The sequence below is a fragment of the Aquipseudomonas alcaligenes genome (genome assembly GCF_003205495.1).
GTDB classification, from domain to species: Bacteria; Pseudomonadota; Gammaproteobacteria; order Pseudomonadales; family Pseudomonadaceae; genus Aquipseudomonas; species Aquipseudomonas alcaligenes_B.
Genome location: NZ_QJRX01000007.1, coordinates 220,708 through 241,236, shown reverse-complemented (window position 1 = coordinate 241,236; position 20,529 = coordinate 220,708). Strand labels below are relative to the sequence as shown.

The 20,529-nt window shown below is 67.2% G+C and carries 18 protein-coding genes; 3 read left to right on the top strand and 15 right to left on the bottom strand.

The features are described from left to right. Positions 1 to 96: 96 nt before the first annotated feature. Positions 97 to 546: a hypothetical protein gene (locus DMO17_RS14760; RefSeq protein ID WP_110683252.1), complete on the top strand. Its 450-nt coding sequence runs from the start codon at positions 97 to 99 to the stop codon at positions 544 to 546. Here DMO17_RS14760 and hemN read toward each other — a convergent pair whose 3' ends face one another. The 13 genes from hemN to ccoN (DMO17_RS14695) form a co-directional block, all read right to left on the bottom strand. Further along, on the bottom strand, positions 547 to 1,929 hold the full coding sequence (gene hemN, locus DMO17_RS14755; protein WP_110683251.1) for an oxygen-independent coproporphyrinogen III oxidase: 1,383 nt from the start codon (positions 1,927 to 1,929) through the stop codon (positions 547 to 549). 136 nt (positions 1,930 to 2,065) lie between these two features. Beyond that, positions 2,066 to 2,749 (bottom strand): sulfite exporter TauE/SafE family protein, encoded by a 684-nt coding sequence (locus DMO17_RS14750; protein WP_110683250.1) that lies wholly within the window; start codon positions 2,747 to 2,749, stop codon positions 2,066 to 2,068. Next, positions 2,742 to 2,951 (bottom strand): cbb3-type cytochrome oxidase assembly protein CcoS, encoded by a 210-nt coding sequence (gene ccoS, locus DMO17_RS14745; RefSeq protein ID WP_110683249.1) that lies wholly within the window; start codon positions 2,949 to 2,951, stop codon positions 2,742 to 2,744. Before ccoS ends, DMO17_RS14750 begins: the two co-directional genes overlap by 8 nt. 52 nt (positions 2,952 to 3,003) lie before the next feature. Then, entirely contained in the window at positions 3,004 to 5,412 is a 2,409-nt protein-coding gene (locus tag DMO17_RS14740; protein ID WP_110683248.1) for a heavy metal translocating P-type ATPase, read from the bottom strand. Between the two features lie 8 nt (positions 5,413 to 5,420). Beyond that, complete coding sequence (locus tag DMO17_RS14735) at positions 5,421 to 5,924, bottom strand: FixH family protein (protein ID WP_110683247.1); 504 nt, start codon at positions 5,922 to 5,924, stop codon at positions 5,421 to 5,423. A 14-nt stretch (positions 5,925 to 5,938) separates the two neighbouring features. After that, positions 5,939 to 7,354: a cytochrome c oxidase accessory protein CcoG gene (gene ccoG, locus DMO17_RS14730; protein ID WP_110683246.1), complete on the bottom strand. Its 1,416-nt coding sequence runs from the start codon at positions 7,352 to 7,354 to the stop codon at positions 5,939 to 5,941. 134 nt (positions 7,355 to 7,488) lie between these two features. After that, positions 7,489 to 8,466, bottom strand: a complete 978-nt coding sequence (ccoP, locus tag DMO17_RS14725; RefSeq protein ID WP_110683245.1) for a cytochrome-c oxidase, cbb3-type subunit III — start codon at positions 8,464 to 8,466, stop codon at positions 7,489 to 7,491. Next, a complete protein-coding gene (locus tag DMO17_RS14720) occupies positions 8,463 to 8,648 on the bottom strand; it encodes a cbb3-type cytochrome oxidase subunit 3 (RefSeq protein WP_110683318.1) in 186 nt (61 codons plus the stop codon). The genes ccoP (DMO17_RS14725) and DMO17_RS14720 overlap by 4 nt, the downstream gene beginning before the upstream one ends. A gap of 6 nt (positions 8,649 to 8,654) precedes the next feature. Further along, a complete protein-coding gene (gene ccoO / locus DMO17_RS14715) occupies positions 8,655 to 9,272 on the bottom strand; it encodes a cytochrome-c oxidase, cbb3-type subunit II (protein WP_110683244.1) in 618 nt (205 codons plus the stop codon). Then, complete coding sequence (ccoN, locus tag DMO17_RS14710) at positions 9,272 to 10,714, bottom strand: cytochrome-c oxidase, cbb3-type subunit I (protein ID WP_110683243.1); 1,443 nt, start codon at positions 10,712 to 10,714, stop codon at positions 9,272 to 9,274. Before ccoN (DMO17_RS14710) ends, ccoO (DMO17_RS14715) begins: the two co-directional genes overlap by 1 nt. A gap of 354 nt (positions 10,715 to 11,068) precedes the next feature. Further along, positions 11,069 to 12,016, bottom strand: coding sequence for a cytochrome-c oxidase, cbb3-type subunit III (gene ccoP / locus DMO17_RS14705; protein ID WP_110683242.1), 948 nt, complete (start codon positions 12,014 to 12,016; stop codon positions 11,069 to 11,071). A gap of 6 nt (positions 12,017 to 12,022) precedes the next feature. After that, positions 12,023 to 12,637: a cytochrome-c oxidase, cbb3-type subunit II gene (gene ccoO / locus DMO17_RS14700; protein WP_110683241.1), complete on the bottom strand. Its 615-nt coding sequence runs from the start codon at positions 12,635 to 12,637 to the stop codon at positions 12,023 to 12,025. Next, complete coding sequence (ccoN, locus tag DMO17_RS14695) at positions 12,637 to 14,076, bottom strand: cytochrome-c oxidase, cbb3-type subunit I (RefSeq protein ID WP_110683240.1); 1,440 nt, start codon at positions 14,074 to 14,076, stop codon at positions 12,637 to 12,639. The genes ccoO (DMO17_RS14700) and ccoN (DMO17_RS14695) overlap by 1 nt, the downstream gene beginning before the upstream one ends. Positions 14,077 to 14,117: 41 nt before the next feature. Between ccoN (DMO17_RS14695) and DMO17_RS14690 the strand changes: the two genes are divergently transcribed. Continuing rightward, positions 14,118 to 14,786 (top strand): alpha/beta family hydrolase, encoded by a 669-nt coding sequence (locus DMO17_RS14690; protein ID WP_110683239.1) that lies wholly within the window; start codon positions 14,118 to 14,120, stop codon positions 14,784 to 14,786. 72 nt (positions 14,787 to 14,858) lie between these two features. Here DMO17_RS14690 and DMO17_RS14685 read toward each other — a convergent pair whose 3' ends face one another. Together DMO17_RS14685 and acnA are read right to left on the bottom strand one after the other, a co-directional pair. Continuing rightward, positions 14,859 to 16,424, bottom strand: a complete 1,566-nt coding sequence (locus DMO17_RS14685; RefSeq protein WP_110683238.1) for a methyl-accepting chemotaxis protein — start codon at positions 16,422 to 16,424, stop codon at positions 14,859 to 14,861. A gap of 161 nt (positions 16,425 to 16,585) precedes the next feature. After that, a complete protein-coding gene (gene acnA / locus DMO17_RS14680; RefSeq protein WP_110683237.1) occupies positions 16,586 to 19,273 on the bottom strand; it encodes an aconitate hydratase AcnA in 2,688 nt (895 codons plus the stop codon). A 120-nt stretch (positions 19,274 to 19,393) separates the two neighbouring features. On the opposite strand from acnA, the gene rlmM reads away from it, so the two are divergent. Further along, on the top strand, positions 19,394 to 20,443 hold the full coding sequence (gene rlmM, locus DMO17_RS14675) for a 23S rRNA (cytidine(2498)-2'-O)-methyltransferase RlmM (RefSeq protein ID WP_110683236.1): 1,050 nt from the start codon (positions 19,394 to 19,396) through the stop codon (positions 20,441 to 20,443). The last annotated feature ends 86 nt before the right edge of the window (positions 20,444 to 20,529 follow it).

Below are 20,529 nucleotides of genomic sequence, written 5' to 3'. Positions count from 1 at the left end.
GGCCAGGGCGACGATGGTGGAACAGGACTGACCGTTCGCTCAAGTTATTTCCCGGGCGCCCGATAGCCAGGGCAGGGATGCGTTCGGGAGAACAGCATGTTGAGGATAGATGCGCACGGGCTCGGCGAGCGCCTGGTGCTCGGCGTGCAGCGCCAGGTGGCGCGGGCTGGGGGCGAGACGGCGGGCGAGCAGGAGCTGCGCGACGACCTGCGGGTGAGCCTGTCCGAACTCGGGCGGGTGCGCGCCAGCGCGCAGCACAAGGATATCGACGAGGCCGACCTGCCGGACAACATCAAGGAAATCCTCAAGCTGATCCGCGCCCTGCGCCAGCAGATCGCCGAGAAGCAGGCCGAGCTGCAGGCCCTGATGGCGCAGAGCGGGATGGACCCGCAACTCAAGCAGATGCGCGTGGAAGCCCTGCGCGGCGAGCTGTCCTCGCTGCAGGGCGCCCTGAGCATGGCCCAGGCCAGCCTGGTGGAGGCGCTCAAGGACAAGCGCCTGAGCGACGATCAGCGCATGCAGGCGGCCAAGCTGGCGATGGCCTGATCAGATCACCCGCGAGAAGCGCTGCTGGTTCTGCTGCTCCAGGTAGTGGTCGAACAGCATGCACAACGAGCGCACCAGCAGGCGCCCGGCCGGGCGCACCTCGATGCCCTGTTCGCCCAGGTCGATCAGGCCGTCGCGGGCCAGCTGCTGCAGCTGCGGCCAGATGGCGGCGAAGTAGCTGCGAAAGTCGATGGCGAAGCGCTGCTCGATAGTGCGGAAGTCCAGCTGGAACTGACAGATCAGCGCCTGGATCACGGCGCGGCGGATGCGGTCGTCCGCGTTGCAGTGCAGGCCGCGCTGGGTGGCCAGCTGGCCGTTGCCCAGGCTCTGCTGGTAGTTGGCCAGGTCGCTGCTGTTCTGGCAGTAGAGGTCACCGACCTGGCTGATGGCCGATACCCCCAGGCCGATCAGGTCGCAATGGCCGTGGGTGGTGTAGCCCTGGAAGTTGCGCTGCAGGGTGCCGTCCTCCTGGGCCATGGCCAGCTCGTCGTCGGGCAGGGCGAAGTGGTCCATGCCGATGTAGCGGTAGCCGGCGGCGGTGAGCTGCTCGATGCTGCGCTGCAGCATCTCCAGCTTCTGCGCCGGGCTGGGCAGCTCCTCGGCGTTGATGCGCCGCTGTGGCATGAAGCGTTCGGGCAGGTGCGCGTAGTTGAACACCGACAACCGATCCGGCTGCAGGGCGATCACCTCGGCCACGGTGCGGGCGAAGCTGTCCGGGGTCTGCCTAGGCAGGCCGTAGATCAGGTCGATGTTCACCGAACGGAACTGCAGGGTATGCGCCGCCTCGACGATGGCGCGGGTCTGTTCGAGGGTCTGCAGACGGTTGATGGCGCGCTGTACCTCGGGGTCGAGGTCCTGCACGCCGAGGCTGACGCGGTTGAAGCCCAGCTCGCGCAGCAGGCCCATGGTCGACCAGTCGGCCTCGCGCGGGTCGATCTCGATGCCGTAGTCGCCGCTGTCGTCGTCCAGCAGGTTGAAGTGCCGGCGCAGGTGTTCCATCAGCCGGCGCAGCTCGTCGTGGCTGAGGAAGGTCGGGGTGCCGCCGCCGAAATGCAGCTGCTCGACCACCTGCCGGCGGTCCAGGTGGCGCGCGATCAGCTCGATCTCCTGCTCCAGGCGTTCCAGGTAGGGCAGGGCGCGGCCGCGATCCTTGGTGATCACCTTGTTGCAGGCGCAGTAGTAGCAGATGTTGGCGCAGAACGGCACGTGCACATAGAGCGACAGCGGGCGCAGGGCCTTGCGGCTGTTGCGCAGGGCGTGCAGCAGGTCGAAGGAGCCGACTTCGCCGTGGAACTGCACGGCGGTGGGGTAGGAGGTGTAGCGCGGGCCTGGCCGGTCGTGACGGCGGATCAGGTCGGCGTCCCAGCGGATGGCATCGAGCATGGAGATATCCCTGGATTGGCGATGCGGCCAGTCTAGGGATTGCGCCGCGGCGGCTCTTGATCTGAGTCAGGCCGCTGCATCTTCGCCAGGCGTTTGCTGCGGCGCGGGACGGTGCCTCCCGCAGTGGCGCGGCGGCCTAGTGACCCATTAGCCAGTGCTGGTGCGGACCGGGCAGGGTCCACAGGCCGAACAGGATCACCAGCAGGCCGCCGGCGATGCGCACGCCGCGCCGGCGCAGCAGGGTGGTCAGACGCTCGGCGGCCATGCCGGTGGCCAGCAGCACCGGCCAGGTGCCCAGGCCGAAGGCCAGCATCAGCATGGCGCTGTTGGCCGGCGAGCCCTGGCTGGAGGCCCACAGCAGGGTGCTGTAGACCAGGCCGCAGGGCAGCCAGCCCCAGATGGCACCGAGCAGTAGGGCGCGCGGCAGGCTGCTGACCGGCATCAGGCGGCTGGCGATCGGTTGCAGGTGGCGCCACAGGTAGCGTCCCAGGCTTTCGATGCGGGTCAGGCCGCTCCACCAGCCGGCCAGGTACAGGCCCATGGCGATCAGCAGCAGGCCGGCGAGCACGCGCAGGAGCATGGCCGCCGGGCTGCTGGCCACGGCCCAGCCGGCTAGGCCGAGCAGCAGGCCGGCGGCGGCGTAGCTGAGGATGCGCCCGAGGTTGTAGGCCAGCAGCAGGCGCAGGCGGCGCGCGCGCTGCTCGGGCGGGATGGCCAGGGTCAGCGCGCCCATCAGCCCGCCGCACATGCCCAGGCAGTGGCCGCCGCCGAGCAGACCGAGAATCAGCGCGGAAACCAACAGCGCCGCCAGATCAGCCACGCGGCTTGTCCTGCGCGTCGTCGTCCTTGTCCGCCTCGGCGATGGCAGCCTTGTGCTGCGGGTCCTCGTCGTCGAACAGGATGCTGTGGGCCGGGCTGTCGAGGTCGTCGTACTGGCCGTTGTCCACTGCCCAAAAGAACAGCCAGATGGCGAAGCCGACCAGGGCCACGGCAATCGGGATCAGAAAATAGATAGCGGACATGCTGGCTCCGGGGCCTGGCGCCACTCGCCGTCGATGGCAGAGGGCGTGCTTTCTACAGGGGTTTGAGGCGGGCCAGGCGCAGGGCGTTGAGCACCACCAGCAGCGAACTGGCCGACATGCCGAGCGCCGCCCACAGCGGGGTGACCCAGCCGAGCGCGGCGAACGGCAGCACCAGGCCATTGTACAGGGTCGCCCAGGCCAGGTTCTCGACGATGATGCGCCGCGTGCGCCGGGCCAGGGCGAAGGCCTGCACCAGGCTACCCAGGCGGTTGGACAGCAGCACGGCGTCGGCGCTGGTCTTGGCCAGGTCGGTGGCGCTGCCCATGGCCACGCTGATGTCGGCGCCGGCCAGCACCGGTACGTCGTTGACCCCGTCGCCGAGCATCAGCACACGGCGGCCCTGCTGGTGCAGTTCCCTGAGCACGGCCAGCTTGGCATCCGGGGTGAGGCCGCCGCGGGCGTCGTCGATGCCCAGCTGGCGCGCCACCTCGCCGACCATGGGCGAGCTGTCGCCGGACAGCAGGATGATGTTCCAGCCCTGGGCGCGGCAGGCGGCGATCAGCTCGGGAGCATCCTCGCGCAGGCGATCACCGAGGACGAACCAGGCCAGCGGGCCGCGCTCGTCGCCGAGCAGCAGCCACTGGCCGTGCTCGCCGGGAATTGCCGGTGCCTGGCGGCCGGCCAGAGCAGCCACGTAGGCTGGCTGGCCGATACGCAGGCGGCGGCCGTCGACCATGCCCTGCAGGCCCTGGCCGGGTTCGCTGGCCAGCTGCTCGGCACCTTGGTTGCTGTGGCCGAAGGCGCGGGCGATGGGATGCTCGGAGCCGTGTTCGAGGGCGGCGGCCAGGGCCAGGCAGGCATCGGCGTCCAGCTCGCGCAGGGTCTCGATGCGCTCCAGGGTCAGGCGGCCTTCGCTCAGGGTGCCGGTCTTGTCGAAGATCACCGTGTCGATCTGCTTGAGGCCCTCCAGCACGTGGCCGCGGGTCAGCAGCAGGCCGAGCTTGTGCAGGCTGCCGGTGGCGGTGGTCAGCGCCGTCGGCGTGGCCAGCGACAGGGCGCAGGGGCAGGTGGCGACCAGCAGGGCCAGGACGATCCAGAAGGCGCGTTCGCTGTCGAGCTGCCACCAGACCAGGCCGACCACGGCGGCGAGGGCCAGGACGATCAGCAGGAACCACTGCGCCACGCGGTCGGCCAGCTCGGCCATCGGCGGTTTGTCGGCCTGGGCGCGCTCCAGCAGGCGGACGATGGCGGACAGCCGGGTATCCTCGCCCAGCGCCTCGACCTGCATGGTCAGCGGGCCCTCGACGTTGAGGGTGCCGGCGGTGACGGCGTCGCCTTCAGCGCGCGGCTGCGGCAGGTATTCGCCGGTGAGCAGCGACTCGTCGACGCTCGACTGACCGGCAAGGATGCGGCCGTCGGCCGGCAGCTGGGCGCCGGGCGGCACCAGTACGCGGTCGCCGACCGCCAGCTCGCGCAGCAGCACGCGCTGGCTCTGGCCATTGGCATCCAGGCGCAGGCAGGACGGCGGCAGCAGGCTGACCAGCTGCGTGGTGGCCGCCGCCGTGCGCTCGCGGGCGCGGCGCTCCAGGTAGCGGCCGGCGAGGAGGAACAGGGCGAACATGCCGACTGCGTCGAAATACAGCTCGCCGACCCCGGTGACGGTGGACCAGATGCCGGCCACGTAGGCGCCGCCGATGGCCAGCGACACCGACACGTCCATGGTCAGGTGGCGGGTGTGCAGGTCGCGCAGGGCGCCACGGAAGAACTGGCCGCAGCAGTAGAAGACGATGGGCGTGGTGAGGAACAGGCTGGTCCAGCGCAGGATCTTGTCCAGCTCCGGCGACAGGTCGACATTGAACTCCGGCCAGGTGGCCATGGCCGCCATCATCACCTGCATCCACAGCAGGCCGGCGACGCCGATCTGGCGCAGCGACTTGCGGTTCTCCGCTGCCAGGCGCTCGCTGGCCTCGTCGGGCTGCCACGGATGGCCGGCGTAGCCGATGCGGCGCAGTTCGGCGAGCAGCTGGCTGAGGGGTATCTGGCTGTCGGCCCAGCGCACCTGCAGGCGCTGGTTGGACAGGTTGAGGCTGGCCTCGACTATGCCCGGCAGACCGCGCAGGTGTTTCTCGATCAGCCAGCCGCAGGCGGCGCAGCTGATGCCTTCGATCACCAGGCTGGTCTCGCTGACTTCGCCCTGGTGCTGGACGAAGCCCTGCTGCACCTCGTCGCGATCGTACAGGGCCAGCTCGTCCGGCAGGGCCTTGGGCAGGCTCTGCGGGTTGACCGCGTTGTCACTGCGATGCCGGTAGTAGTTGTCCAGCCCGCCGGCGACTATGGTCTCGGCCACCGCCTGGCAGCCCGGGCAGCAGAAGGCCCGCGTCTGTTCCAGGACGCGGGCCTCGAAGCGGCTGCCGGCGGGCACCGGCAGGCCACAGTGATAGCAGGGCAGGGGACTGCTCATGAAGAACTTTATTCGCCGAGCGAGAAGCGCTGGCCGCTGGCCAGGTGCTCTTCCTCGAACAGACGCCAGTCCTTGCCGCCTTCCTGGCCGATCAGCTCGACGAAGCGGCGTCCCTCGATGGCATCCAGCAGGTTGCCGGCGTAGCTGCCGTCGGCCTGGGCCTGCAGCACCACGCGGCGGTCACGCTCCGGCTGGGTCGGCGAGATGATGTTGAGGACCAGCTGCGGCGGATTGCTGTAGCCCTGCAGCTGCAGGCTGACGGTGCCGCGCTCGTTGTCCAGCGCCAGGCTGGCCTTGAGCTGCAGGCGCTTGGCCAGGTCCTCGCGCTCGAGCGAGGTGTTGATGCCCTTGCCGACATCGTAGTAGTTGTCCGACAGCAGCCCCGGCGGGTTGCGGGTGGCGATCACCAGCATGCTGGTGCCGAGCACCACGGCCAGGCCGAGGATGCCGAGGATGAACCAGACCCAGAACTCTTTGTACCAGGGGTTGACCGGAGTTTGTTGCGACGTCATGTAGGAACCTGTGTTCAGCGTACGCTGGGGCCGATGAAGCGGCTGTCGGCGTCGCTCTCGATGGACGGGTCTTCCAAGGCCTGGACCTTGAACAGGATTTCATTGGCGCTGGAGGGCAGCTTCTCCGGTTCGATGGACAGCTCCACCGGTAGCGACAGCACCTCGCCGGCGGCGGCCTTGACCTCGCGCTTGCCCTCGTAGCGCAGACCGTCGATGCCTTCGACGGAGATCAGGTAGGTCAGGTCGCGCTGGGCCTTGTTCATCAGCTTCACGGTGTAGACGTTCTCGACATGTCCCTGCTCGTTCTCGCGGAACAGCACGCGGTCCTTGAGCACGTCCACCTCCACCAGCGAGCGGCTGGCGATGGCCCAGGCGAACAGGCCCATCATGGTCACCAGGGCGACGGCGTAGCCTATCAGGCGCGGGCGCAGCAGGTGGGTCTTCTGCCCGGAAAGATTGTGTTCGGTTGTGTAGCTGATCAGGCCGCGCGGGTAGCCCATCTTGTCCATGATGCCATCGCAGGCGTCGATGCAGGCGGCGCAGCCGATGCATTCGATCTGCAGGCCATCGCGGATGTCGATGCCGGTCGGGCAGACCTGTACGCACATGGTGCAGTCGATGCAGTCGCCGAGGCCCTCGGCCTTGTAGTCGGCGGTCTTCTTGCGCGGGCCTCGGTTTTCGCCGCGGCGCGGGTCGTAGGAAACGATCAGGGTGTCCTTGTCGAACATCACGCTCTGGAAGCGCGCGTAGGGGCACATGTAGATGCACACCTGCTCGCGCAGCCAACCGGCGTTGCCGTAGGTGGCCAGGGTAAAGAAGCCGACCCAGAAGTAGGCCCAGCCGTCAGCCGCGCCGGAGAGCAGGTCGGGAATCAGCTCGCGGATTGGCGAGAAGTAGCCGACGAAGGTCAGCCCGGTGACCAGGCCGATCAGCAACCACAGCGTGTGCTTGGCCGCCTTGCGGGCGAACTTGCTGGCGCTCATCGGCGCCTTGTCCAGCTTCATGCGCTGGTTGCGATCGCCTTCGGTGACCTTCTCGCACCACATGAAGATCCAGGTCCACACGCTCTGCGGGCAGGTGTAGCCGCACCAGACGCGCCCGGCGAACACGGTGATGAAGAACAGGCCGAAGGCGCAGATGATCAGCAGCCAGGACAGCAGGGCGAAGTCCTGCGGCCAGAAGGTGGCGCCGAAGATGAAGAACTTGCGTTCCGGCAGGTTCCACCAGACGGCCTGGCGGTCGTTCCAGCTGAGCCAGACGGTGCCGAAGTAGAGCAGGAAGAGGAAGGCTCCGCCGCCGAGGCGCAGATTGCGGAACAGGCCGGTGAAGGCGCGGGTGTAGATCTTTTCGCGGCTGGCGTAGAGATCGACGGATTCGCCGCCCTTGGCCGGGGGAGGGGTGATGTTTCGGACGGGAATCTGTTCGCTCATCAGGGTCGTACCACGGCTGGGGTGAGTGCTCCCCCGATACTTGCCGAGGGAGTCAGAATTTCACATGCACTATGGTACGCCTGATCGAGCGTCGCCCGGGTGCGACCGGCGGTCGCGTCCGGGCGGGTGGAGCCTTACTTCTCGACTGCGGCGTCGGCCTTGCCCTGCGACAGGCTGTACACATAGGCGGCCAGCAGGTGCACCTTGTCTTCGCTGCCGACGTACTGCAGCTGGGCGGGCATGTTGCCGCTGCGGCCGTAGCGAATGCTCTGCTGCAGCTGGGCATAGCTGCTGCCGTAGATGAAGGCGCTCGGGTTGGTCAGGTTCGGTGCGCCCATGCTCGGGGTGCCCTTGCCGTCCGCGCCGTGGCAGGCGAAGCAGGTGGTGGAGAAGATCTTCTTGCCCGCTTCGATGTCGGCGCTGACACCTTCCGGCAGCTTGCGACCGCCCAGTTCGGTGAGCACGTAGGCGGCGACGTTGCGCACGCCTTCCTCGCCGATGGTCGGCGCCTGCGGCGGCATCATGCCGTGACGACCACCGATGATGGTCTGCTTGATGTCGGCCGGCGAGCCGCCCCAGCGCCACTCGTTGTCTGTCAGGTTGGGGAAGCCGTAGGCGCCCTTGGCGTCGGAGCCGTGGCACACCGAGCAGTTGGAGGCGAACAGGCGGCCGCCCATCTTCAGGGCCTGCTCGTCCTTGGCCACTTCCTCGATCGGCAGGCTGGCGTACTTGGCATAGATCGGCGCGTACTGCTTGTCGGCGCGAACCATCTCCTTTTCCCACTGGTGCACGCCGGTCCAGCCGGCTTCGCCGCTGGCGAAGGGCTTGCCGTCGCCGGCTTCGTTGTAGCCCGGCAGCAGGCCTTTCCAGGTGCCCAGGCCCGGGTACAGGGCCAGGTAGCCGAGGGCGAAGACGATGGTGCCGATGAACAGCATGAACCACCACTTCGGCAGCGGGTTGTCGAATTCCTCGATGCCGTCGAAGGCATGGCCCACGGTTTCCTCGGTGGTGTCAGGGCGCTGACCCTTGCGCACCGCGAAGATCAGCCAGGTGAGCGCGGCAATGGTGCCGAGGCTCAGTACGCTGATGTAGATACTCCAGAACAAAGTCATTCTTTATTGCTCCCAGAAGCTTGCTCGTCACGCTTGGGGGTCGGGGCGTCGTCGGCGAAGGGCAGGTTGGCCGCCTCGTCGAAGCTGGACTTGCGCTTGCTGCTGTAAGCCCAGAGCACCACGCCGACGAAGGCGATGAAGACCACCGCCGTGCCGATGCCGCGAATCATCCCGATATCCATCATGCGTTACCGTTTGTTCTTGATTGCGGTGCCAAGACCCTGCAGGTACGCGACCAGCGCGTCCATCTCGGTCTTGCCCTTGACGGCCTCGCGGGCGCCGGCGATGTCTTCGTCGGTGTAGGGCACGCCGAGGCTACGCAGAGCTTCCATCTTGGCCGCGGTGTCCTTGCCGTCGAGCTTGTTCTCGACCAGCCAGGGGTAGGACGGCATCTTCGACTCCGGCACCACGTTGCGCGGGTTGTACAGGTGGGCGCGATGCCAGTCGTCCGAGTAGCGGCCGCCGACGCGGGCCAGGTCAGGGCCGGTACGCTTGGAGCCCCACAGAAAGGGGTGGTCCCAGACGCTCTCGCCAGCCACCGAGTAGTGGCCGTAGCGCTCGGTCTCGGCGCGGAACGGACGGATCATCTGCGAGTGGCAGCCGACGCAGCCTTCGCGGATGTAGATGTCGCGACCTTCCAGCTCCAGCGCGGTGCGCGGCTTCATGCCTTCGACCGGGGTGTTGGTGACGTCCTGGAAGAACAGCGGGACGATCTGGGTCAGGCCGCCGATGCTCACGGCGATCACCATGAACAACGACAGCAGGCCGATGTTCTTCTCGAAAATCTCGTGTTTGCTACCGGCCATCAGTGAGCGACCTCTGCAGGAATCAGGGCGGCGGCGTCGTACTTGCTCTTATCGGCAGCGCGTACGGTACGCCAGGTGTTGTAAGCCATCAGCAGCATGCCGGTGACGAAGAAGGCACCACCGATCATGCGCACCATGTAGCCGTAGTGGCTGGCTTCCAGCGCTTCGACGAAGGAGTAGGTGAGGGTGCCGTCCTCGTTGACCGCACGCCACATCAGGCCCTGGGTGATGCCGTTGACCCACATGGAGGCGATGTACAGCACGGTGCCGATGGTGGCCAGCCAGAAGTGCGCGTTGATCAGGCCGATGCTGTGCATCTGCTCGCGGCCGAACACCTTCGGGATCAGGTGGTACAGCGCGCCGATGGAGATCATCGCCACCCAGCCGAGGGCGCCGGCGTGCACGTGGCCGATGGTCCAGTCGGTGTAGTGGGACAGGGCGTTGACGGTCTTGATGGCCATCATCGGGCCTTCGAAGGTGGACATGCCGTAGAAGGCCAGGGACACCACCAGGAAGCGCAGGATGGGGTCCGAGCGCAGCTTATGCCAGGCGCCGGACAGGCTCATCATGCCGTTGATCATGCCGCCCCAGGACGGTGCCAGCAGGATCAACGACATCACCATGCCGAGGGACTGGGCCCAGTCCGGCAGGGCGGTGTAGTGCAGGTGGTGCGGACCGGCCCAGATGTACAGGGTGATCAGCGCCCAGAAGTGCACGATCGACAGGCGGTACGAGTAGATCGGACGCTCGGCCTGCTTGGGCACGAAGTAGTACATCATCCCCAGGAAGCCGGTGGTGAGGAAGAAGCCCACGGCGTTGTGGCCGTACCACCACTGCACCATGGCGTCGGTGGCACCGGCGTACATGGAGTAGGACTTGAACAGGGTCACCGGCATTTCCATGCTGTTGACGATGTGCAGCATGGCGGTGACCAGGATGAAGGCGCCGAAGAACCAGTTGCCCACGTAGATGTGCTTGGTCTTGCGCTTGATGATGGTGCCGAAGAACACCGCGCAGTAGGTGATCCAGACCAGACCCAGGAGGATGTCGATCGGCCACTCCAGCTCGGCGTACTCCTTGGAGGAGGTGTAGCCCAGCGGCAGGGTGATCACGGCCAGCACGATCACGGCTTGCCAGCCCCAGAAGGTGAAGGCGGCCAGACTGTCGGAGATCAGGCGGGCCTGGCAGGTGCGCTGGACCACGTAGTAGGACGTGGCGAACAGGGCGCAGCCGCCGAAGGCGAAGATCACCGCGTTGGTGTGCAGCGGGCGCAGACGGCCGAAGCTGGTCCACGGCAGGTTCAGGTTGAGTTCCGGCCACACCAGTTGGGCGGCGATGAACACACCGAGACCCATCCCGATGACCCCCCAGATTACCGTCATAACGGCGAACTGGCGGACCACCTTGTAGTTATAAGCAGTCTGACTGATTGCTGTGCTCATGCTAGGGGTTCCACGGTTAATGGAGTTTTATAGGGGCAAAAAACGGCGGCAAGTATGGAGAAATGAGGTACCCATTGCAACGCTAGATGCCTGTCCGATCAAGGTTTTAGCGGGCTTTGGCCCTGCTCGGAAGGCAGTTCGCGAGAGCTGCTTTCCGAACCTTTGCGTCTGAGTCGACGCCGCGCAGAAGAAGGGATCGCCTTGGATTTGTTACTGGGTGCGACTGTCTGGCAGCTTAGACCAAGTCAAGCGAGGGAGGGTGCAACTGGTCGGCGGGTGCGACATCGGGTCGCACGAAGGGGAGGTGCGGGTGCCGACTGGCACCCGCGGGCGAGGCATCCTTGCCCCTGAGGGTCATTCCTGGGCGAGCGACTGCTGCGGCTGTTTCTGCTGCGACAGGCTGTACACGTAGGCGGCCAGCAGATGGACCTTGTCCTCGCTGCCGACGTACTGCAGCTGCGCTGGCATGTGGCCGTTGCGGCCGTAGCGGATGGTCTGCTGCAGCTGAGCGAAGCTGCTGCCGTAGATGAAGGCGCTGGGCTGGGTCAGGTTCGGTGCACCCATGCTCGGGGTGCCCTGGCCGTCGGCGCCGTGGCAGGCGAAGCAGGTGCTGGCGAAGACCTTGCGCCCCGCCTCGATGTCGGCGTGCTCGCCTTCCGGCAGCTGGCGTCCGGCCAGTTCGGTGAGCACGAAGGCGGCGACGTTGCGCACGCCTTCTTCGCCGATCATCGGCGCCTGTGCCGGCATCATGCCGGTACGCCCGGCGGCAATGGTCTGCTTGATCGAGGCGGCATCGCCACCCCAGCGCCACTGGTTGTCGGTCAGGTTGGGGAAGCCGTAGGCGCCCTTGGCGTCGGAGCCGTGGCACACCGAGCAGTTGGAGGCGAACAGACGACCGCCCATCTTCAGTGCGCGCTCGTCCTTGGCCACTTCCTCGACCGGCAGGCTGGCGTACTTGGCGTAGATCGGGCCGTAGGCCTGGTCGGCCTTGTCCATCTCGCGCTGCCACTGCTTGACCTGGGTCCAGCCGCCCTCGTAGCCGGGCAGCTTGCCGGCGAAGTTGCCCAGGCCCGGGTAGAGCAGCAGGTAGGCGCCGGCGAACACCAGGGTGCCGAGGAACAGCATGAACCACCAGCGCGGCAGGGGGTTGTCGTACTCCTCGATGCCGTCGAAGGCATGGCCGAGGGTCTGGTCGGTCGGGCCGGGCCGTTCGCCGCTGCGGGTGGCGAAGATCAGCCACAGCAGGGCGAGCAGGCTGCCCAGGGTGAGCAGGGTGATGTACCAGCTCCAGAAAGTGGTCATGTCCTATTACCTCTTGTTCTTCAGGCTGGTGCCAAGCACCTGCAGGTACGCGACCAGCGCGTCCATCTCGGTCTTGCCCTTGACGGCATCGCGGGCGCCGGCGATGTCCTCGTCGCTATAGGGCACGCCGAGGGTGCGCAGGGCCTGCATCTTGGCGGCGCTGTCCTTGCCATCGAGGGTGTTCTCGACCAGCCAGGGGTAGGCTGGCATCTTCGACTCCGGCACCACGTTGCGCGGGTTGTACAGGTGGGCGCGATGCCAGTCGTCCGAGTAGCGGCCGCCGACTCGGGCCAGGTCCGGGCCGGTACGCTTGGAGCCCCACAGGAAGGGGTGGTCCCAGACGCTCTCGCCGGCCACCGAGTAGTGGCCGTAGCGCTCGGTCTCGGCGCGGAACGGACGGATCATCTGCGAGTGGCAGCCGACGCAGCCTTCCTTGATGTAGATGTCGCGGCCTTCCAGCTGCAGGGCGGTGTAGGGCTTCATGCCCTTGACCGGCTCGTTGACCACGTCCTGGAAGAACAGCGGGACGATCTGGGTCAGGCCGCCGATGCTCACCGCCAGGACCATGGCGATGGCCAGCAGGCCGACGTTCTTCTCGAGTATTTCGTGTTTGCTGCTCATCAGTGGGCGACCTCAGAAGGGATCAGGGCTTCGCTGTCATATTCGGCCGGCTTGGCGGCACGCACGGTCAGCCAGGTGTTCCAGGCCATCAGCAGCATGCCGGCGAAGAAGATGGCGCCGCCCAGGACCCGGACCACGAAGCCGATATGGCTGGCTTCCAGGGCTTCGACGAAGGAGTAGGTGAGGGTGCCGTCGTCGTTCACCGCACGCCACATCAGGCCCTGGGTGATGCCGTTGACCCACATGGAGGCGATGTACAGCACGGTGCCGATGGTGGCGAGCCAGAAGTGCGAGTTGATCAGGCCGAGGCTGTGCATCTGCTCGCGGCCGAACACCTTCGGGATCAGGTGGTACAGCGAGCCGATGGAGATCATCGCCACCCAGCCGAGGGCCCCGGCGTGCACGTGGCCGATGGTCCAGTCGGTGTAGTGGGACAGGGCGTTGACGGTCTTGATGGCCATCATCGGGCCTTCGAAGGTGGACATGCCGTAGAAGGCCAGGGACACCACCAAAAAGCGCAGGATGGGGTCCGAGCGCAGCTTATGCCAGGCCCCGGAGAGGGTCATCATGCCGTTGATCATGCCGCCCCAGGAGGGCGCCAGCAGCACCAGCGACATCACCATGCCGAGGGACTGGGCCCAGTCCGGCAGGGCGGTGTAGTGCAGGTGGTGCGGACCGGCCCAGATGTACAGGGTGATCAGCGCCCAGAAGTGCACGATCGACAGGCGATAGGAGTACACCGGACGCTGCGCCTGCTTGGGCACGAAGTAGTACATCATCCCCAGGAAGCCGGCGGTGAGGAAGAAGCCCACGGCGTTGTGGCCGTACCACCACTGCACCATGGCGTCGGTGGCGCCGGCGTACAGCGAGTAGGACTTGGTCAGGCTGACCGGCAGCTCCAGGTTGTTGACGATGTGCAGCATGGCCACGGTGAGGATGAAGCCGCCGAAGAACCAGTTGCCCACGTAGATGTGCTTGGTCCTGCGCTTCATCAGGGTGCCGAAGAACACCAGGGCGTAGGCGACCCAGACGATGGTGATGAGGATGTCGATCGGCCACTCCAGCTCGGCGTACTCCTTGGAGCTGGTCCAGCCCAGCGGCAGGCTGATGGCGGCGAGGACGATGACCAGCTGCCAGCCCCAGAAGGTGAAGGCGGCGAGCTTGTCGGAGATCAGCCGGGTCTGGCAGGTGCGCTGCAGCGAGTAGTAGCTGGTGGCGAACAGGGCGCAGCCGCCGAAGGCGAAGATCACCGCGTTGGTGTGCAGCGGGCGCAGCCGGCCGAAGCTGGTCCACGGCAGGTTGAAGTTCAGTTCGGGCCAGGCCAGCTGGGCGGCGATGAACACGCCGAGCCCCATCCCGACTATGCCCCAAACCACCGTCATAATGGCGAACTGGCGGACCACCTTGTAGTTGTAGGCCGCAGTGCTGGTTGTGTTCATGTGTTGGGCTTCCATCCACGGTTATGAAAAGCAGGGCAAGCATGGGTAATGGCAAGGTGATGGTTATTGACGGGGATCAATGCCGCGCGCGGGGATGGCTGTGGAACGGGGCGGACGGAATGTCGCAGGGCACCCTGATCCTCGCCCACGGCGCCGGCGCGCCGATGGACAGCGAGTTCATGCAGCGCATGGCCGAGCTGCTGGCGGCGCGCGGGGTGAACGTGCTGCGCTTCGAGTTTCCCTACATGGCGCAGCGTCGTTCAGGCGCAGGCAAGCGCCCGCCCAATCCACAGGGGCAACTGCTGGACTGCTGGCGCGCGGTCTACGGCGAGGTGCGCGGCCTGGTGCCGGGGCCGCTGGCCATCGGCGGCAAGTCCATGGGCGGGCGCATGGCCAGCCTGCTGGCGGACGAGCTGGGGGCCGACGCGTTGGTCTGCCTGGGCTATCCCTTCTACGCCGCGGGCAAGCCGGAGAAGCCGCGGGTGGAGCACCTGGCCGAGCTGCGTACGCCGACCCTGATCGTTCAGGGCGAGCGCGATGCCCTGGGCAATCGCGAGACGGTCGATGACTACCGGCTGGCGCCGGGCATCGCCATCGAATGGCTGGCGGCCGCCGACCACGACCTCAAGCCGCTCAAGGCTTCGGGTTTCTCTCATGCGCAGCATTTGCAGCGGGCGGCGATGAGGGTGGCGGACTTCCTCAGGGGGTGACGGCCGCGCTGGCGGTTCGCCGCGGATAGAAAAAAGGCCGGCAATTGCCGGCCTTGCTCTGAGGATGTCCGCTTAGCGGTTGAAGCGCTCCACCAGGGAGTACTGGTCCTGGGCGGTGGTGGTCAGCGCCTCGCTGAGCTGCGCGGTGCTCTGCGCCTCACCGGCCGTCTGGTCGGCCAGCTGGGCGATGGTGGTGATGTTCTGGTTGATCTCGTCGGCTACCGCGCTCTGCTCCTCGGCGGCGGCGGCGATCTGATTGGCCATGTCGGTGATGTTGGCCACCGCGTCGCTGATGCCCTGCAGGGCCTCGTCGGCCTTCTGCACGCGCTCCACGCCCTCGTCGGCCTGCTTGCGGCCGATTTCCATGGTCATCACCGCCTCTTCGGCGGTGCGCTGCAGCTTGGCGATCAGGCCGTGGATCTGCTCGGTGGACTCGGCCGTGCGCTGGGCCAGCGAGCGCACTTCGTCGGCCACCACGGCGAAGCCGCGGCCCATCTCGCCGGCGCGCGCCGCCTCGATGGCGGCGTTGAGGGCGAGCAGGTTGGTCTGGTCGGCGATGCCCTTGATCACGTCGACCACGCCGCCGATCTCGGTGCTGTCCTGGGCCAGGCGCGACACGGTCTCGCCGGTCTCGCCCACCGATTGCGACAGGCGCTGGATGGCCGCGCGGGTTTCCGAGGCGACGTTGCGCCCCTCGCCGGTCAGGCGGTTGGCTTCCTGGGTGGCGATGGCGGCGCGTGCCACATTGCTGGCCACCTCCAGCGTGGTGGCAGCCATCTCGTTGATCGCGGTGGCCACCTGTTCGGTTTCCACGCGCTGGCGCTCCAGCCCGGCCGAGCTGTTGTGCGCCAGCTGGTCGGCCTCGCGGGCCTGGCGGGTGAGGCGCTCGGCGGTGTCCTGCAGGCGGGTCAGGCAGGTCTTCAGACGGGCTTCCTGGCTGAGCATGGCCATTTCCAGGCGCGCCTCGGCGCCGCGGCTGTCGGTGTACATCTGCGCGATCAGCGGGTCCGAGGTGGTCTGCTCGGCCAGGCGCAGCAGGCGCTTGACCCCGCGGGTCTGCCAGGCGATGCCGGCCAGGCCCAGCGGCACCGAGAGCAGGGCGGCGAGCAGGAAGCCCCAGGTCGAGCCCATCCAGTGGCCGATCAGGAAGCCGATCTGGCTGACCAGGATGAAGGGCAGCCAGGCCTGGGCCACCGGCAGCCAGGCGTCGCGCTTGGGAATCGCCGACTTGCCGGCGTTGATCCGCGCATAGAGCTGCTCGGCACGGCGCACCTGCTCGGCGCTCGGCTTGACCCGCACCGATTCGTAGCCGACCACCTGGCCTTTATCCAACATCGGCGTGACGTAGGCGTTGACCCAGTAGTGGTCGCCATTCTTGCAGCGGTTCTTGACGATGCCCATCCACGGGCGGCCCTTCTTCAGGGTTGCCCACAGGTGGGCGAACACGGCCGGCGGCACGTCCGGGTGGCGCACGATGTTGTGCGGCGCGCGCATCAGCTCATCGCGGGTGAAGCCGCTGATGTCGACGAAGGCGTCGTTGCAGTAGGTGATCTGGCCTTTCAGGTCGGTGGTGGAGATCAGCCGCTGTTCGGCCGGGAAGGTGCGTTCGCGCTGGGTGACTGGTTGGTTGTTTTTCATTGCACGCAGGTCCGTTCTTCTTTGCTGCTTAATCGGCTCGAAGCGGGAAAAGTTGAGCTTTGGTCAAAGTTGGCCAGTCTATCCAGATTTGCTCCCGGTCACAGTTCTTTCGTGCTCAAGGCGGGCCGGCGAACCGCTCTGGCACGCCGGCCCGGTGCCGCTCAGGCCTTGAGCATCTGGCGCAGCACGTGGTGCAGGATGCCGCCGGCCTTGAAGTATTCGACCTCGTTCTGCGTGTCGATGCGGCACAGCACTTCCACTTCCTCGTGGCTGCCATCCTCGCGCTGGAGGTCCAGCGCCAGGGTCATGTGCGGGCGCAGGGCGACGCCGTCCAGGCCGCCGATGGCGACCTTCTCGCGACCGCTGAGGGCCAGGGTCTTGCGGTCCTGGCCGGGCAGGAACTGCAGCGGCAGCACGCCCATTCCGACCAGGTTGGAACGGTGGATGCGCTCGAAGCTCTCGGCTATCACCGCCTTCACCCCCAGCAGGTTGGTGCCCTTGGCCGCCCAGTCGCGGGATGAGCCGGTGCCGTACTCCTTGCCGGCGAAGATCACCAGCGGCACGCCCTCGGTCTGGTAGCGCATGGCCGCGTCGAAGATCGCCAGCTTGTCGCCGCTCGGCCAGTGCCGGGTGTTGCCGCCTTCCTCGCCGCCGAGCATCTCGTTGCGGATGCGGATATTGGCGAAGGTGCCGCGCATCATCACTTCGTGGTTGCCGCGCCGCGAGCCGTAGGAGTTGAAGTCGGCCGGTGCCACGCCACGCTCGGCCAGGTAGCGCCCGGCGGGGCTGTCCTTCTTGATGTTGCCGGCGGGGGAGATGTGGTCGGTGGTCACCGAGTCGCCGAGCAGGGCGAGGATACGCGCGCCGTGGATGTCGCCGATGTGCGGCGGGTCGCCGGCGATGTCTTCGAAGAACGGCGGGTGCTGGATGTAGGTGGAGTCGGCCTGCCACTGGTAGGTGGCTGCCTGCGGCACGGCGATGGCCTGCCACTGGGCGTCGCCGGCGAACACCGCCGCGTATTCCTTGCGGAACATGGCGCTGTCGACGCGGGCGATGGCCGCGGCGATCTCCGCCTGGCTCGGCCAGATGTCCCTGAGGTACACGGGCGCGCCATCCTTGCCCGTGCCCAGCGGCTCGCGGGTCAGGTCGAGGCGCACGCTGCCGGCCAGGGCGTAGGCCACCACCAGCGGCGGCGAGGCCAGCCAGTTGGCCTTGACCAGCGGGTGCACGCGGCCCTCGAAGTTGCGGTTGCCCGAGAGCACCGCGGCCACCGTCAGGTCGCCGGCCTGGATGGCCTGCTCGATCGGCTCCAGCAACGGCCCGGAGTTGCCGATGCAGGTGGTGCAGCCATAGCCGACCAGCTCGAAGCCCAGCTGGTCCAGGTGGCGGGTCAGGTCGGCGGCGGCCAGGTATTCGCTGACCACCTTGGAGCCGGGAGCCAGCGAGCTCTTCACCCAGGGCTTGCGGCTCAGGCCTTTCTCCACGGCCTTCTGCGCCAGCAGGCCGGCGGCCATCATCACGCTGGGGTTGGAGGTGTTGGTGCAGGAGGTGATGGCGGCGATCACCACGGCGCCATCCTGCAGTTCATAGCGCTGGCCGTCATGCTCGACCGGGGCACTGTCGCGCGGCGCGGCGCCGGCCGGCCTGGCCTGCAGGGCCAGCAGTTCGTCGAAGGCCTGGCTCACCCGCGGCAGCGCCACCCGGTCCTGCGGGCGGCGCGGCCCGGCCAGGCTGGCCTCCACCGTGCCGAGGTCGAGTTCCAGGCTGTCGCTGAACAGCGGGTCGAGGCCGGGCTGGCGCCACAGGCCCTGGGCCTTGGCGTAGGCCTCCACCAGTTGCACGGTCTGCTCGTCGCGCCCGGACAGGCGCAGGTAGCCCAGGGTGATGTCGTCCACCGGGAAGAAGCCGCAGGTGGCACCGTACTCCGGCGCCATGTTGGCGATGGTGGCGCGGTCGGCCAGCGGCAGGTCGGCCAGGCCGTCGCCGTAGAACTCGACGAACTTGCCCACCACGCCCTTGCTGCGCAGCATCTGGGTTACCGTCAGCACCAGGTCGGTGGCGGTGATGCCCTCGCGCAGCCTGCCGCTGAGCCTGAAGCCGATCACCTCGGGAATCAGCATCGACACCGGCTGGCCGAGCATGGCCGCCTCCGCCTCGATGCCGCCGACGCCCCAGCCGAGCACGCCGAGGCCGTTGATCATGGTGGTGTGCGAGTCGGTGCCCACCAGGGTGTCGGGGAAGGCCCAGGTGGTGCCGTCCTCGTCCTTGGTCCAGACGGTGCGCGCCAGGTACTCCAGGTTGACCTGGTGGCAGATGCCGGTGCCCGGCGGTACCACGCGGAAGTTGGCGAAGGCGTTCTGCCCCCAGCGCAGGAAGGCATAGCGTTCGCGGTTGCGCTGCATCTCGAGGGCGACGTTCTCGGCGAAGGCGCTGGGCGAGGCATAGCGGTCGACCATCACCGAGTGGTCGATCACCAGATCCACCGGTGACAGCGGGTTGATCCGTTGCGGGTCGCCGCCGGCCGCAGCCATGGCAGCACGCATGGCGGCCAGGTCGACCACCGCCGGCACGCCGGTGAAGTCCTGCATCAGCACGCGCGCCGGGCGGAACTGGATCTCGTGGTCGCTGCGGCGCTGCTTGAGCCAGTCGATCATGGCCTTGATGTCGTAGGCGCTGACGCTGACGTTGTCCTCGAAGCGCAGCAGGTTCTCCAGCAGCACCTTGAGCGACAGCGGCAGGCGGGTGATGTCGCCCAGGCTCCTGGCCGCTTCGTCCAGGCTGTAATAGTGATAGGTCTGGCCACCGACCTGCAGGCTGCGACGGCAATTGAGGCTGTCCAGGGAAGGCATGGCGGGTCTCCCGCGAGGTAGGAACTCTGAAACTAGACCCTGCACGGGGCTCACGCCACTGCGCCGGGGCGCCGCCGCCACAGGACTCGGCTATCATGCGCGGCCGAAGGAGACCGTCCGATGAATACCCTGTTACTGCACTGTCGCCCCGGCTTCGAAGGCGAAGTCTGCGCCGAGATCAGCGACCAGGCCGCACGCCTGGACGTAGCCGGCTATGCCAAGGCCAAGCCGGGCAGCGCCCATGCCGAGTTCATCTGCACCGAGGCCGAGGGGAGCGAGCGCCTGCAGCGCGGCCTGCGCTTCAACCGGCTGATCTTTCCCCGGCAATGGGCGCGCGGCGCGTTCGTCGAGCTGCCGGAGAGCGACCGCATCAGCGTGCTGCTGGAGGTTCTGGGCGCCTACCCGCAGTGCGGCAGCCTGTGGCTGGAGGTGTTCGACAGCAACGAGGGCAAGGAGCTGTCGAACTTCTGCAGGAAGTTCGAGGCCCCGCTACGCAAGGCGCTGGGCAAGGCCGGGCGGCTGGTCGAGGACGCCGGCAAGCCGCGCCTGCTGCTGACCTTTCGCAGCGGTCGCGAGGTGTTCGTCGGCATCGCCCCGGCGAACAACTGCGCGATGTGGCCGATGGGCATCCCGCGCCTGAAGTTCCCGCGCGAGGCGCCGAGCCGCTCCACCCTCAAGCTGGAGGAGGCCTGGCACCACTTCATCCCGCGCGCCGAGTGGGATGCCCGCCTGGCCGCCGGCATGACCGCCGTCGACCTGGGCGCCGCGCCCGGCGGCTGGACCTGGCAACTGGTCAACCGCTCGCTCAAGGTCATCGCCGTGGACAACGGCCCCATGGCCGAGAGTCTGATGTATTCCGGCCTGGTCGAGCACCAGCGGGCCGACGGCTTCACTTTCCGGCCGCGGCGGCCGGTGGACTGGATGGTCTGCGACATCGTCGAGAAGCCGGCGCGCACCGCGGCGCTGATCGAGACCTGGCTGGGCGAGGGCCTGTGCCGCGAGGCGGTGGTCAACCTCAAGCTGCCGATGAAACAGCGCTACGCCGAAGTGCAGCGCCTGCTCGAGCGCATCGACAGCGGCCTCAAGGCACGCGGGCTGAAAGTGGCCATCGGCTGCAAGCAGCTGTATCACGACCGCGAGGAAGTCACCTGCCACCTGCGCCGGCTGTAAGACGGGTCTCGGATCGAAGGAGTAGATGAATTGAACTTAGTAAGGGCTTTCATTGTTGGCGCGTTCACGAATGTTTACTTGTACTT

Bases quoted from the DNA above. Each gene is read 5' to 3' on its own strand.
- DMO17_RS14760 (WP_110683252.1), top strand. From the start codon at position 97: ATGTTGAGGATAGATGCGCACGGGCTCGGCGAGCGCCTGGTGCTCGGC.
- hemN (WP_110683251.1), bottom strand. From the start codon at position 1,929: ATGCTCGATGCCATCCGCTGGGACGCCGACCTGATCCGCCGTCACGAC.
- ccoS (WP_110683249.1), bottom strand. From the start codon at position 2,951: ATGTCCGCTATCTATTTTCTGATCCCGATTGCCGTGGCCCTGGTCGGC.
- DMO17_RS14740 (WP_110683248.1), bottom strand. From the start codon at position 5,412: ATGAGCAGTCCCCTGCCCTGCTATCACTGTGGCCTGCCGGTGCCCGCC.
- DMO17_RS14735 (WP_110683247.1), bottom strand. From the start codon at position 5,924: ATGACGTCGCAACAAACTCCGGTCAACCCCTGGTACAAAGAGTTCTGG.
- ccoG (WP_110683246.1), bottom strand. From the start codon at position 7,354: ATGAGCGAACAGATTCCCGTCCGAAACATCACCCCTCCCCCGGCCAAG.
- ccoP (WP_110683245.1), bottom strand. From the start codon at position 8,466: ATGACTTTGTTCTGGAGTATCTACATCAGCGTACTGAGCCTCGGCACC.
- DMO17_RS14720 (WP_110683318.1), bottom strand. From the start codon at position 8,648: ATGGATATCGGGATGATTCGCGGCATCGGCACGGCGGTGGTCTTCATC.
- ccoO (WP_110683244.1), bottom strand. From the start codon at position 9,272: ATGGCCGGTAGCAAACACGAGATTTTCGAGAAGAACATCGGCCTGCTG.
- ccoN (WP_110683243.1), bottom strand. From the start codon at position 10,714: ATGAGCACAGCAATCAGTCAGACTGCTTATAACTACAAGGTGGTCCGC.
- ccoP (WP_110683242.1), bottom strand. From the start codon at position 12,016: ATGACCACTTTCTGGAGCTGGTACATCACCCTGCTCACCCTGGGCAGC.
- ccoO (WP_110683241.1), bottom strand. From the start codon at position 12,637: ATGAGCAGCAAACACGAAATACTCGAGAAGAACGTCGGCCTGCTGGCC.
- ccoN (WP_110683240.1), bottom strand. From the start codon at position 14,076: ATGAACACAACCAGCACTGCGGCCTACAACTACAAGGTGGTCCGCCAG.
- DMO17_RS14690 (WP_110683239.1), top strand. From the start codon at position 14,118: ATGGGTAATGGCAAGGTGATGGTTATTGACGGGGATCAATGCCGCGCG.
- DMO17_RS14685 (WP_110683238.1), bottom strand. From the start codon at position 16,424: ATGAAAAACAACCAACCAGTCACCCAGCGCGAACGCACCTTCCCGGCC.
- acnA (WP_110683237.1), bottom strand. From the start codon at position 19,273: ATGCCTTCCCTGGACAGCCTCAATTGCCGTCGCAGCCTGCAGGTCGGT.
- rlmM (WP_110683236.1), top strand. From the start codon at position 19,394: ATGAATACCCTGTTACTGCACTGTCGCCCCGGCTTCGAAGGCGAAGTC.